The organism is Lactiplantibacillus sp. ME-2, from assembly GCF_022549155.1.
Lineage (GTDB): Bacteria > Bacillota > Bacilli > Lactobacillales > Lactobacillaceae > Lactiplantibacillus > Lactiplantibacillus plantarum.
On sequence record NZ_JAKZEQ010000006.1, the window covers coordinates 95,571 to 109,155 of the forward strand.

The following is a 13,585-nucleotide window of genomic DNA, read 5'->3' on the forward strand; positions in this document are numbered from 1 at the left end:
TTCTTTAGCTTTCGTAACGCAAGTGGTTCAAGATTCCGATAATTATCCGGGCCCGCAGACTGTTTTCTAAGTCCCGGTCCGTTAATCCTAACGTCTCGTGGTCAATCGCCACTAAAATCAATTGCGCTTCTCGACGATTTAAGACGTCGTCCTCGTATAAACTTTGGACGACCGCATAAGCATCTCGTTGTGTGATTGAATCGCCGATCACCTGTATGAGGGCGTCCAACACATCAGCATCATCGACCAAATTAACCTTCTCAATGCGAATATAACCACCACCGCCACGTTTACTTTCAACTAAGTAACCATTTTGGATCGTAAACCGGGTCTTAATCACATAATTAATCTGTGAGGGTACCACGTTGAAAAGGTCGGCAATTTCTGACCGTCGAATTTCAACATGCTCCGAGTCCGCCAAAATACTTTTTAAATACTTTTCAATAATATCCGAGATATTTTGACTTTGCATGTGCTTCACCCTTTTCATTATCTTTGACTAATATTGACTATTATTATACGAGGATAATGGAAAAAAGCAAAGAATTTCACCCAAACCGCGGACTAGCATGTGCTTAACGGTTGTTACAGCATAGCACGCCGAACGTTTGCTTTCAATTGATTCAACCGTTTAGAACCTCATAATGATTAAATTATTAGGTCTCCATATTCATTGAACTACCTATTTAAAATATGTCAAGTTGAGTCACTCCTCATTGCAGGCGACGGGCACTGGTATCACAACGATGAACAGCAGTTCTGAGACTAATTTCTCCGAGCTCATGACTAACAGTGGCTGTTGCCTTGTCAGGATCATGAGTCACAACCACCGTATTCTTCACATGGCTGACTTAGTGAGTAACGTCGCAAAAGTGTCCCTGACCGTTGAAACATCCCTGCTTACAAAAAAGGCCATAAAAAAATCCAGCCAAATGACTGGATTAGTTGGTTTAACCGTAATCGGGAAAACAGGATTTGAACCTGCGACCCCTACGTCCCGAACGTAGTGCTCTACCAAGCTGAGCTACTTCCCGAGAAAATTAAATAAAAAGCCTTAGCACTTAACTAAGACTGTGTTAAACGATCGGGAAAACAGGATTCGAACCTGCGACCCCCTGGTCCCAAACCAGGTGCTCTACCAAGCTGAGCTATTTCCCGATACTAATGCACCCAGTAGGAGTCGAACCTACAACCTTCTGATTCGTAGTCAGACACTCTATCCAATTGCGCTATGGGTGCTTATTTAAAATGCCGAGGACCGGGATCGAACCGGTACGGTTATCACTAACCGCAGGATTTTAAGTCCTGTGCGTCTGCCAATTCCGCCACCCCGGCAAATTAAAAGCGGAAGACGGGATTCGAACCCGCGACCCCCACCATGGCAAGGTGATGTTCTACCACTGAACTACTTCCGCATAATAAAGCTATTAAATTGTAAATGCCGACTAGAGGATTCGAACCTCCGACCTCCTCATTACTAGTGAGATGCTCTGCCAACTGAGCTAAGTCGGCATGTGCGGGTGAAGGGACTCGAACCCCCACGTCGTAAGACACTAGAACCTAAATCTAGCGCGTCTGCCAGTTCCGCCACACCCGCATGATGTTAATCATGCCTTGTTGCCGGTTCAAACAGTTCTTACTGGTATGCCTTGACAACTATTTAACTTTATCATCATGTTGAATACTTGTCAACAACTTTTTTCAAATAAATGGATAAATATACTTTTTACTGGATAAACAAGTTATATTTTTCCGACAAGAAATATTATAGCACGGTAGCCGAAAATAGCAAACCCTATTTTCAAAAAAAGGTGAATAAATTTCAGTAACCCCAGCTTTTTCGCCCTTTTGCGCCTGAAATGTTGTCCCAACATTCTGCCCGTCCCGCAATTATTTAGTCAACTCGGCCGTTATTTCCACTCACATTTTAAAATCGACAGTTCCCTTTAATACTCATTAATTATGCAAAAAAAGCGAACTCGCATCGCTGCGAGTTCGCTAACTTCATCTCAATTAACCTTGTTTTTCAATCTTCGTCTTACCGTGCATATATGGAACTAATACATCTGGAATCGTAACCGTCCCATCTTCATTTTGATAGTTTTCCAAAATAGCTGCAACGGTCCGACCGACAGCTAAGCCACTCCCGTTCAAAGTATGAACGAATTGCAATTTGCCATCGTCATCGCGATATTGAATGTGCGCCCGCCGAGCTTGGAAATCAGTACAATTTGAACAACTCGAGATTTCCCGGTACTTGTCTTGTTCTGGGAACCAAACTTCCAAATCATGTGTCATGGCAGCTGTGAAGCTCATGTCACCAGTCGTTAACGTAATAACGTGATATGGTAACCCAAGTTTCTTTAGCAATGATTCGGCATTGTTGGTCAACTTCTCTAATTCATCCCATGAATCTTCTGGTTTCGTGAACTTAACCATTTCAACTTTATTGAATTGGTGTAAGCGAATCAAGCCTTTCGTATCACGACCAGCACTACCAGCTTCTTCACGGAAGGCTGGTGATAAGGCCGTAAAGTAAACTGGTAATTTTTCAGCTGGAATAACTTCATCACGATAATAGTTGACTAATGGCACCTCGGCCGTTGGAATCAACGTCAAATCTTGCGTCGTAATCCGGAAAGCGTCTTCCTTAAACTTAGGAAATTGGCCGGTACCGTACATAGATTCATCAGTGACCATGTATGGCGGCAAAACTTCCGTATACCCTTCAGCTTCGTGCTGGTCTAAGAAAAAGTTGTAAACGGCGCGTTCCAGTTTAGCACCATCGCCCACGTAGTATAAGAAACGACTACCAGAAACCTTAGCACCGCGTTCAAAGTCTAAGATGCCTAAATCTTCACCGATATCCCAATGTGCTTTCGGCGTAAAGTCAAAATGCCGTGGTGTCCCGATTCGACGTAATTCAACGGCATCTTCTTCTTTCAAGCTAACTGGTACGTCGGGATGGGGCATGTTTGGTAAATGTGCAGCCATATCCTGAACTTGGGCATCGACTGTCCGCCGTTCTTCATCCAACGTCTTCACATCGGCGCTAACCTTTTGCATTTCTGCAATTTCGGCACTAGCGTCTTCCTTGTTCCGCTTCTTCTGTGAAATTTCGCCTGAAACTTGGTTACGCGTCGACTTCAATTGTTCGCTCTTGGCGATCAATTCACGACGCTTTTCATCAGCGGCCAATAAATCATCGATGTCACTCGCAGCAACGCCCCGATGACCAAGCTGTTCTTTTACAAAATCTGGATTTTGACGAATCATTTTAACATCTAACATAACGACGTCTCCTTTTCACTTTTAATCGTAAATAAAAACAGTCTCTCCTCCCAATTGGGACGAAGAGACTGCGATTCGCGGTACCACCCAAGTTCAGGATCATGATTAATCCCACCCTTAAACGGATAACGGCCGTGCCGTGCAGTATTACCTGCCCACATTGTCGCGCCGGAGTTTCGACTACCGATTCACACCACCCACCGGTTCTCTGAACGTCTACTTAAAAACGCGCCGTGTTTAATATTCACTGTCTACTATAAAACATTGATTCTAAAAAGGCAACTAGCCTAAACTAGCCACTTTTTCGTCGATCAACCGAATGACTTCCTTACGCGCATCCGCATCGGCGACAAAGTCCAGCTGATCCCCGTCGATCTGCATCTTCGGGCTATGATCATAATTAGCGTACCAGTCGTCATAGCGTTCATTCAAAGTCTGATAATATTTATATAAATCAGGATCTTGATCAATTTGTTCGTAAGAACGGCCCCGCTTTTGGATTCGTTTGAGCATCGTATCAAAAGAAATATTGATATGAATAAGTAAATCAGGACTCTTTTGATGAGACGCTTCTGGCAATTCCTGCATCATGTTATCTAATAATGAATCATAAATGTCAACTTCGGTATTCGTCGCCCGGCCAAGATCACCATTCAAATGAAATAATAATGAATCTTCAAAAATCGACCGGTCTAAGACGTCCAGATCGTTAGCAAAAGCTGATTTAATACTGTCTAACCGTTTATTTAAAAAATAGATTTGTAATAAGAAGGCGTACTTCTTAGGATCCTTATAAAATAACGGCAAAATGGGATTATCATCAACTGACTCGTAAAACGCTTTAGAACCAAAGTGGTTAGCCACTAACTGCGTTAAACTCGTCTTGCCGGCACCGATTGTTCCTGACATTACAAGCATGGGGCGTCTCTCCTTTTAATCACGTCAAAATTTTGATTATCTCTAAAAGCAACACTACATATTGTACGCACCCACGTCTTAAAATGCAATATCTGGTGAGTCAATTCAGTAAAAAACTTCGCACCAGCCACAACTGCGACGCACTAGTCAGCGATCCCAGCAACTCACTAACACACACTGGGTTACCCAAGCCGGCGCTGGTGGCACATCAGCTTTGAGCGCGGCCTCTGACCAGCATGATCTGTCGTGACCAAATAATACTCAGTTGAGACGAACCCACATTGCTAAACCGAAGACAATTTAAAAGCGCACGCTAGCTAATTCCTAACGTACGCCATAAATGGTATTAATTGGGGCCATCAAGAATACGGCTAGCTTATTACTTGGCCGCCTTTTCTCGAGCCTGCAGCAAACTGACGTACTGTTCGAGAGTCAAATTGTGCTTAGTCATGAATTCCGCACTCGCCTTACCAACGTAACGGAAATGCCAAGATTCATAGTCAATCCCGGTCGACTGCTTACCATCTTTAGTAAAGCGCAACACAAATCCATAGTCCGCCGCGTGATTAATCAACCACTGCTGACCCTTGTTCTTGTCGGATGATGACAATAATTGATTACCATGAGTGCTGTACCAGTGCGTGTTCATGATATCTGCTGCGAGACCAGTTTCATGCTCACTACCACTAGGAACTGCGACATATTCTTTAGTCAGCTTTAAGGCTTCCTTGGCTGATTTTCCTTGATTCTCATAGGTTTGAATCGACTGATCCCAAACCTCTTTTTGATAAGCGACTGAACGATACCCAGACACGATTGTTGCTGGATAGCCGGCTTTTTTTGCCCCCGCTAGAAAGGCTTCCAATGGTTTGACGATAGAACTACGGACTTCAATACCATCCACGCTCGACTTATTAAATGTCATCTCAGCGCGCTTATGCCACTTATTGACGACCACTAAGTCGCTATCGGTCGATTTAACGCCTTTCGGTAAGGCACTAATCAGTCGTTGCCGCTTGGTCTGCGTCTTCGTCGACTTAGCACTCGTAGAACTACTAGTCGCTTTAGACGTCGACTGGCTAGCACCACAGCCAGCCAGGACACCTGCTAATGACACTAATGCTAGACCTCTTAACAAATTTCTCTTTAACATCTCTCTCGCTGCCTTTCTCATTTCAGCTTAGCATAGTCATAGCCGACTAGCCTATTCCTAAGGATAAGTTTGCGAATTTTTAATGATTCCATATTCTCATTCTATCAAATTACCATAGATATCAGATTAGCGCACCCTCAATTTGCCGCTTGCTATCATTACAATCGTGCAAGCCCCCACTCATAACGACCCGCCGTGACCATCTGTTGCGAGCAGTGTTATCAGCATAAATCAGGACACCTAAAAATACGACCGCGCCTTGAGTTGACAGGTCCAACTCTCGCCGTCAAAAAATGCGATTGACCCAGTGTCAACCGCATTTAATCAAACTATCAAAGTGCGTGCTTAATCTTGATGGTGTCGTTTGCGTGTCAAATCAACCTTGTCTAGCGGAATCATCTTAGTATGATAGCGAATCTTATAATAGACATACAAGATGATGAATAACGGGATGCTCATATAGGTCACCCCAATAGCCTGCCAATCAAGCGTTGCAAATGAATGTAAGTCTTGACCAATAATGACCACGACACACAAGATAAAGGCGAACCACGGGCCAAATGGGAACCACTTGGCATGGTACCGCAATTCACTCAATTGATGCCCCTGCTTAACAAACGCGCGACGGAAACGCAGATGCGAAATAGCGATTCCTAGCCAAGCGATAAAACCCGTTAACCCACTGGCCGAAACGAGGAAAATATAAATCCGTTCACCGAATAGACTCGACAAGAACGTGAGTAATCCAATCACCGTCGTTCCTAATAATGCCATGATTGGAATCCCACGACGATTGACCCGACCAAATGTCTTGGGGGCATAACCCTGTAATGACAAAGAATATAACATCCGTGTCGAGGCGTACATCCCCGAATTAGCAGCTGACAATACGGACGTCAAGATCACTGCGTTCATCACACTGGCCGCAGCCGCCAACCCAGCCCGTTTAAAGACTAACGTGAACGGACTGATGGCAATATCGCTCGCTGATGACCCTAGAAGATCTTTCGACGTATAAGGAATAATCGCCGCAATCACGAAAATGGCTAAAATGTAAAATAACAAAATACGCCAGAAAACTTGTTTAATAGCCGCCGGAATACTTTTCTCCGGTGTTGCTGACTCCCCGGCCGTGATCCCAATTAATTCGGTTCCTTGAAACGAAAAACCAGCGACCACGAAGACACTCAAAATCGTTGGAATTCCACCGACAAATGGTGCCTTTTTATAGGTAAAGTTACTGAGGCCAGTGGCATGACCGCCCATGATTCCCACGATCGTCAAGACACCGATAACCAAGAATACGAGCACGGTCACCACTTTAATTAGCGAAAGCCAGTACTCAGTTTCTCCAAACGACCGGACTGACAGCGCGTTGATCGTAAAAATCAAAACGAGCGCAATCAGACTAAAAACCCACCCCGGCACGGATGGCAACCAGAACTGCATGACAATCGCCGCCGTACTAATATCGACCGCTAACGTGATTGCCCAGTTGAACCAGTAATTCCAGCCCATCGCAAACCCAAGTGCCGGGTCAACAAACTTAGTAGCATACGTGGAAAACGAACCTGAAACGGGCAAATAAGTTGCCATTTCGCCCAGACTAGTCATTAAAAAGTAAACCATCACTCCAATACCAACGTAGGCCAGTAATGCTCCCCCTGGCCCAGCCGTTGAAATTGCCGAACCGGACGCGACAAACAGCCCGGTCCCGATACTACCACCTAATGCAATCATGGATAAATGCCGCGTCTGTAAGGAACGACGCACTTCCTGATGTTGTTTTTCTGCCATTGCAGAACCTCCAAAAATCGATTTATATCTAAAAGTGTTCACACCGATTCAGGTTAGCACAATCAAAATAAAAAGCCTCTTTGCCTCACGATAACGTGCGCAAAAAGACTTTAATCAGATTGATTGACATAATTGCTGATTTCATCGTCGATAGCGCCCCGCAACTATTCTAGCTGCGACAGTCCTTGATTTATTCAACCAAGGCCCAACGGATGAATCGGTCACTGATCCATCGATTTCGGCGGTTGCCCCGTTCACTGACCTTCATAAGTGGTGACCCACTTCCAGCCGGCTACTATTGTTAACCGCATCCTCTTCTTTCGATATACTCAACCATTATATCTGACCGACCATCTTTTGACAACCGGTCACTAATGTTAATTTTAATAAAACTGGTCTGGTAACATTGTCTTACCTAACGCCTTGTTATCAGAATAATCAATTGGAATATCCACCACAACTGGACCATCCGTGGCAAAGGCCTGATCAAGCACTTTTTCCAAATCAGCAGGTTGGTTTACCCGCAAGCCAGTCGCACCAAAGCTTTCAGCATACTTCACAAAATCAACTGGGCCAAAGTGGACCGCTGCATCCTCGCCATACTTCATTTCTTCTTGGAATTTAACCATATCGTAGGTGCCATCATTCCAGATCAAATGAACGATATTTTGCTTCAGTCGAACAGCCGTTTCCAGCTCTTGGGCGGAAAATAGGAAACCACCATCACCAGAGACAGATACGATTTGCGTATCTGGACGAACCAAAGCCGCTGCGATTGCCCAAGGTAAGGCCACCCCTAGCGTTTGCATCCCATTACTGAACAACAAGTGCCGTGGTTCATAGCTCCGAAAGTGACGCGCCATCCAGATATAATGACTGCCGACATCGACCGTCACTGTCATGTCATCACTGACCCGTTGTTGTAAGGCTGCAATTACTGACAGCGGATGATTTAACTTGGACTGCTTATCAATATTAGGTACGAAATCACGCGTCTGAAGCCGTTCTTGTAATTCACCCAAGTAAGCTCGCGCACTATCGCTAATATCATAGCCCTTCATGTACGGCAACAAAAAGTCTAACGTCTGGGCAATATCACCGATCAATTCGGTTTCCGGTTGAAAATTATGATCAATTTCAGCGCGCATTGCATCGATAACCACGATACGGGATTTGCCTTCCGCATTCCAGTTGCGGGGTTCATATTCAATCGGGTCATAACCGACCGCAATCACTAAGTCGGACTTCTTTAGTAACATGTCCCCCGGTTGGTTACGGAATAACCCGACCCGACCGAAGAAATGGTTGGCTTCCAAATCACGTGAAATCACGCCGGCCGCTTGGAAAGTCTCGACAACTGGTAGATTAGCAGCAGCCACCAAGTTCCGAATTGCTTTCGTCACTTCTGGTGAAGAAGCCCGCATCCCAACTAGCAAGACCGGCAACTTAGCTGCTTTGATTTTTTGTGCTAATAACGTGGCTTCGACCGGGCTAGCAGGCCCTAACTTAGGTGCTTGGATTGGTGTAATAACAGGTGTGCGTACAATCGAATCAGTGACATCTTGTGGCACACTAACAAAGCTGGCACCCTGCTTAGCAGCTGTGGCTTCTTGGTAGGCGTTTGCGAGCACTTCCGAAATGTTTTCCGGTTCTTGAACTTCCGCACTGTACTTTGTAATCGGCTTAAATAGTGCCGCGTTATTCATACTTTGGTGGGTCAACCGTAACAAGTCAGCACGCTGAACTTGACCAGAAATTGCCAAGACTGGGTCACCTTCAGCAGTTGCCGTTACGAGCCCCGTGGCTAAATTGCTGGCACCGGGGCCAGATGTTGTCATCACTACACCAGGTTTCCCAGTAATCCGACCGATTCCGGCAGCGATAAACGCGGCATTCTGTTCATGCCGCGTCACGATCAACCGCGGACTTTTCGGGTTGACTGGGTGCTCCAAGCGCTCAAAGACCCGATCGATCTTAGCGCCTGGAATCCCGAATACGTACTTAACGTCGTGGTTTACAAGGCTGTCGACGATCGCATCGGCCCCGTAATATTTCTTATCTGGCATGTTGTTCCCCTCTATCTTGTGAAATTCATTGTTAGAATACCATAAAAAACGCTTTAATAACAGCATTTTCAGCCTTGTGAAATAAAGTGTATCATTTTGAAAATGATCCCCGATTGGCAAAAGCGCGTCAATATTGGTTTACCAAGCGAAACCGCTCCCAATTTTTATCGAGTTTGTACGACGTCTCACTTATGTGCCCGCATCCGACTAAGCAGCGCATTTAATTGGGCCATTTTATCATCTGAATAATTCGTCCAATCCAACACTGGGATTTGAGTAACAACTAATAATTCCTTGATCAATGTCGCCAGTTTTTGCTGGTCTAAAAAATCTAACCATAATTGATCCGCTCGCGAAAAAATCCCGTTGACCACTTTCGTCCCTTCGTGAGCGACCGGTTCAACGTCCTTAAATACTCGGTCAAAATAACCATAATTCGGAAAGGTCTGCAACGTCCCCTCGATGGCCGCGACCACATCTGTAATTGAAATATCCTCAGGTGAGCGTGCCAAGTGGACACCCCCGTTATTTCCACTGGTAGACGTGACCAGTCCTGCCACTACTAATTTACGAATAATCTTACGAATATACGAAGCGGAACCACCAATTCGCTCGTGCAAGACATCCGCAGTCAACGGAATCTCCGGTTGCTGTGTAGCCAACAATACCAACACGCAGGCGGCCTGTTCAAACGATTTTGCGAGTTGCATTAACTCACCTCCTAAAGGTTTAATTCCACACAATCAAAGAATAACTCCGTCTGACCAGCGCCAAACGGGGCGTAATCTGGATGGCGAACAGCATCATACTGTCGAAAATTAGCATGCTCTAAGATTCGCTTAGACGCCGGATTATTAGCTAGACAACTGGCTGTGATCCGCCGCAAATGAAGCGTTTCAAACCCGTATCGTAAAATACGTGCAACTGCTGCCGTCATAATGCCCCGCCCCCAATATCGAGCGTTCAACATATACCCGAGATCCATCTCTAAAGTTGCTGGTTCGCCCGTATTCGTCATGCGCTCATACAACCCCACACTGCCAATCACGCGGTGGATCGCTGTTAGTTCAATCGCAAAAATCTGTGGTAACTTCGCTTGCTGTTTCAATAAGAATTCGGCTTCCACTAAGCTGTGCGCTGGCGTAAAGCCCGCCGATGCCGCAATTGACGGATCACGAACTAAGTCATAATAATCCTCTGTATCTGCCAACGTAAATGGCCGTAACTCGAGTTGCTCATTCCGAGTTGTAACCGTAACCATGCCCATATCTGTTCCACCTGACTTGCGTTATAATAGTTATGTTAACCATATCAAATTGAGGTGATTGCATGCAAGTTATTAAGCAAAAATTAACAGCGACGTGCGCGCAATTGACCGGTTATTTGCATCAACCGGATACGAACGCACACCAAACGAACTTACCCGCCATTATTATCGTTCCGGGCGGCTCATACACGCATATTCCAGTGGCGCAAGCAGAGAGTCTCGCCATGGCTTTCGCTGGGCACGGTTACCAGGCCTTTTACTTGGAATATACGCTACTCACTGATCAACAACCACTCGGATTAGCACCCGTATTAGATTTAGGACGAGCAGTCAACTTGCTTCGTCAACACGCGGCCGAATGGCATATTGATCCGCAACAGATCACGCCTGCTGGTTTTAGCGTGGGTGGTCACATTGTGGCACTGTATAACGATTACTGGGCGACCCGCGTGGCAACTGAATTAAACGTAACGCCCGCCATGTTAAAGCCGAATAACGTGGTACTCGGCTATCCAGTCATCAGTCCATTGCTAGGTTTTCCCAAGGATGACGCGACCTTGGCTACCTGGACACCAACGCCGAACGAACTGGCCGCTGACCAACACGTCAATTCAGATAATCAGCCGACTTTTATCTGGACAACGGCTGACGACCCAATTGTTCCAGCAACCAATACGCTTGCCTACGCGACTGCGTTAGCAACTGCTAAGATTCCTTATGAACTACACGTCTTTAAACATGGCCCACACGGACTAGCCCTTGCGAATGCACAAACAGCATGGAAACCAGACGCCAATCAGCCGCACGTCGCCCACTGGTTAACATTAGCACTTGAATGGCTAGCTGATAATCGTTAGTTCATTACCAGTCGTTGCTAGTTAATATTTTATAGATGTAAACAAAAAATCGTTTGCTTCGATCAATTTCTCGCAATCAGCCGAGTAGTGTCGATTAAAGCAAACGATTTTTTATTTTGAGTCTATTATTTAGTGACACGGTTGCCTGCTAAATAATAGATTAGTTTAAGTTTGTTAATTGTCTTTATAAATATGAACGATAAAACAACGGCCATTTCAATAATCCTGGTGCCCAGAAAACGTAGAACCATTGCATGATTTGACTCCAAGACCATGCCAATAGCACGGCCCCAATCGTATCAGTTGGATAATGTGCATTCAAGTAAATACGTGAGAAAATGACCAATACTAACCATACGACACTCACCCACTTGACGATCATTGCCATTCGATAACTTGGCAACTCAGGAACAATCAACATGATAATCACGCTGACCAACACGAAGGTTCCTAAAACGTGACCACTGGGATAACTATATCCGGTATCCTGCGCTAAATGACCAATTGGTCGCGCTCGGCCGATGATGTGCTTGACAATAAAGCCTAACGCCATTGAACCAACCATATATGCTAGCGTCCAGAACGCTTGAATCTTATATTTAAATCCGTACATTAGAAACGCCAGGATGACGATCCACAAAATGTCCATTCCGGGTGACGCCAACCAAGCAATCACCTTATAAAATACCGTCCAAATACCGCTATTACTAATTTGGACCAGCGACGTTAAGGCCACATCTAGTAAATCAATACCAACCGCGCCGTCACTAATAAAATAGCTTAAGTAGGCAAATAAAATTACCCCAATGACAAACTTGATCGGCCGACTACGCGACTTATCGATCATCAAAACAAGAACCCCCATTTAATATTAAAATTAACAAAATTATACCATAGTCTATTAATCGACTGAACGAATCATTAATATCTCTCAGGGAACCTTAAAAAAAAACAAAGAATTCCCATTTTAATCACGTTTTATTAACAAAAAGGTTATGATTTATCTGACAGTCATCGGTAATCAAGCTAAATCTTACGTGGATTCAGTTCCCGCTGACCCGAAAAAATGCTAAACTATGAATAACTATTACCATTGGAGGAAGAGTTCATGGAAGACATGCCAAGTCGCTCAGAAATGCATCGTGAGAAATCACAAGGAAACAATTCACAGGGGAACGGCAACGGGCCCAAGAAGAAGCACCCCGTTCGCAATACCGTTTTAATCATTATTGCCGTGTTATTAGTTGGGACCGGGGCCTTTGCCGCGCGAACTTATTTTAACGCCAAGAATGCGGCCGACACCGTCTTCAAGAGTAGTGGTATTAAAAAGAGTCGGAATACGAGCGCCGTATTGAATGGCAAGAAACCCGTCTCGATCCTATTACTCGGAACTGATACCGGGGCTCTCGGGCGGAACTATAAAGGCCGGACCGATACGATCATCTTAGCAACGATCAACCCCAAGACTAAGACAACGACCCTGATGAGTTTACCACGTGATTCTGAAGTGGCTGTCTCCGGTTTCGAACAGGACTTCCCGACTAAGTTAAACGCTGCCTACGCTTATGGTAGTGCCGGAACGACCATCAAGACCGTTCAAAAATGGTTGAACGTTCCAATCGACTATTACGCCCTGATCAACATGGGTGGCATGAAAAAAGTTGTGGATGAAATCGGTGGCGTTGACATTACTCCAATTCGGACATTTACCTACGAAGGTTACACTTTTACTAAGGGCCAAAAAGAACATATGAATGGTGCCAAAGCCTTGGCCTATTCCCGGATGCGTTATGATGATCCACTCGGCGACTATGGTCGGCAACAGCGGCAACGGCAATTAATCACCGCCATTATCGGAGAAAGCGCCAGTGCTTCCAACTTGCTTAAACAAGATTTCTTAAATTCACTTGCTAAACAAACACGGACTGACTTAACATTCGGTAATTTAACTAGTATCGTCACTAATTACCGTAGTGCAACCAAGAATATCGTCTCTGATCACGCCCAGGGTACTGGTAAGATGATTGATGGTCAGTCTTTCGAAGTTGTTTCGCAATCTGAAAAGCAACGGGTCACGAACGTCTTACGTAAGTCCCTTAATTTAAAGGCTGCGACAACCGGCGAAAAATTTGCTAACCAAAACTAACCATCTGATTTGATGATAAGAGTCGTGACTACTTGTTGCGATGTCTCAGCTAACTAATTAAAAAGCGCCAACTGAACTGCTTAGTAGAGC

General features: G+C 45.0%; 11 protein-coding genes, 7 tRNA genes and 1 riboswitch. Of the genes, 2 read left to right on the plus strand and 16 right to left on the minus strand.

Annotated features, from left to right (window positions below; all coding sequences use genetic code 11):
• Positions 1-4: 4 nt before the first annotated feature.
• The 15 genes from MMY95_RS03680 to MMY95_RS03750 all read right to left on the minus strand — a co-directional run bounded on the left by MMY95_RS03680 (position 5) and on the right by MMY95_RS03750 (position 10,492).
• The gene (locus MMY95_RS03680) at positions 5-472 is read right to left on the minus strand and encodes a CtsR family transcriptional regulator (protein ID WP_003644086.1); all 468 of its coding nucleotides are present in this window, start codon (positions 470-472) and stop codon (positions 5-7) included.
• A 488-nt stretch (positions 473-960) separates the two neighbouring features.
• A tRNA-Pro gene (locus tag MMY95_RS03685) sits at positions 961-1,034 on the minus strand.
• A 50-nt stretch (positions 1,035-1,084) separates the two neighbouring features.
• A tRNA-Pro gene (locus MMY95_RS03690) sits at positions 1,085-1,158 on the minus strand.
• 7 nt (positions 1,159-1,165) lie between these two features.
• Positions 1,166-1,239, minus strand: a tRNA-Arg gene (locus MMY95_RS03695).
• A 10-nt stretch (positions 1,240-1,249) separates the two neighbouring features.
• Positions 1,250-1,335 (minus strand) — tRNA-Leu (locus MMY95_RS03700).
• Between the two features lie 8 nt (positions 1,336-1,343).
• Positions 1,344-1,415, minus strand: a tRNA-Gly gene (locus MMY95_RS03705).
• Positions 1,416-1,439: 24 nt separating this feature from the next.
• Positions 1,440-1,512, minus strand: a tRNA-Thr gene (locus MMY95_RS03710).
• A 3-nt stretch (positions 1,513-1,515) separates the two neighbouring features.
• Positions 1,516-1,597: transfer RNA gene (locus MMY95_RS03715), tRNA-Leu, on the minus strand.
• A 416-nt stretch (positions 1,598-2,013) separates the two neighbouring features.
• Positions 2,014-3,291, minus strand: a complete 1,278-nt coding sequence (serS, locus tag MMY95_RS03720; RefSeq protein WP_003644085.1) for a serine--tRNA ligase — start codon at positions 3,289-3,291, stop codon at positions 2,014-2,016.
• Positions 3,292-3,573: 282 nt separating this feature from the next.
• On the minus strand, positions 3,574-4,209 hold the full coding sequence (locus tag MMY95_RS03725; protein ID WP_003641239.1) for a deoxynucleoside kinase: 636 nt from the start codon (positions 4,207-4,209) through the stop codon (positions 3,574-3,576).
• A 379-nt stretch (positions 4,210-4,588) separates the two neighbouring features.
• Complete coding sequence (locus MMY95_RS03730; RefSeq protein ID WP_003644084.1) at positions 4,589-5,362, minus strand: M15 family metallopeptidase; 774 nt, start codon at positions 5,360-5,362, stop codon at positions 4,589-4,591.
• A gap of 345 nt (positions 5,363-5,707) precedes the next feature.
• On the minus strand, positions 5,708-7,159 hold the full coding sequence (locus MMY95_RS03735; RefSeq protein WP_104795586.1) for an amino acid permease: 1,452 nt from the start codon (positions 7,157-7,159) through the stop codon (positions 5,708-5,710).
• 143 nt (positions 7,160-7,302) lie between these two features.
• Positions 7,303-7,484, minus strand: a riboswitch (Lysine riboswitch).
• Between the two features lie 58 nt (positions 7,485-7,542).
• On the minus strand, positions 7,543-9,225 hold the full coding sequence (alsS, locus tag MMY95_RS03740) for an acetolactate synthase AlsS (RefSeq protein WP_003644083.1): 1,683 nt from the start codon (positions 9,223-9,225) through the stop codon (positions 7,543-7,545).
• Between the two features lie 185 nt (positions 9,226-9,410).
• Positions 9,411-9,935, minus strand: coding sequence for an Rrf2 family transcriptional regulator (locus tag MMY95_RS03745; RefSeq protein WP_003641234.1), 525 nt, complete (start codon positions 9,933-9,935; stop codon positions 9,411-9,413).
• Between the two features lie 11 nt (positions 9,936-9,946).
• Positions 9,947-10,492, minus strand: a complete 546-nt coding sequence (locus MMY95_RS03750; RefSeq protein ID WP_003641233.1) for a GNAT family N-acetyltransferase — start codon at positions 10,490-10,492, stop codon at positions 9,947-9,949.
• A 62-nt stretch (positions 10,493-10,554) separates the two neighbouring features.
• Between MMY95_RS03750 and MMY95_RS03755 the strand changes: the two genes are divergently transcribed.
• Positions 10,555-11,349 carry an alpha/beta hydrolase gene (locus MMY95_RS03755; protein ID WP_003641232.1) on the plus strand — a complete coding sequence of 265 codons (795 nt, stop codon included), beginning with the start codon at positions 10,555-10,557 and terminating at the stop codon, positions 11,347-11,349.
• A gap of 184 nt (positions 11,350-11,533) precedes the next feature.
• Here MMY95_RS03755 and MMY95_RS03760 read toward each other — a convergent pair whose 3' ends face one another.
• Positions 11,534-12,196: a phosphatase PAP2 family protein gene (locus MMY95_RS03760; RefSeq protein ID WP_003645492.1), complete on the minus strand. Its 663-nt coding sequence runs from the start codon at positions 12,194-12,196 to the stop codon at positions 11,534-11,536.
• 261 nt (positions 12,197-12,457) lie between these two features.
• On the opposite strand from MMY95_RS03760, the gene MMY95_RS03765 reads away from it, so the two are divergent.
• Positions 12,458-13,495 carry an LCP family protein gene (locus MMY95_RS03765; RefSeq protein WP_003641230.1) on the plus strand — a complete coding sequence of 346 codons (1,038 nt, stop codon included), beginning with the start codon at positions 12,458-12,460 and terminating at the stop codon, positions 13,493-13,495.
• Positions 13,496-13,585 lie beyond the last annotated feature (90 nt).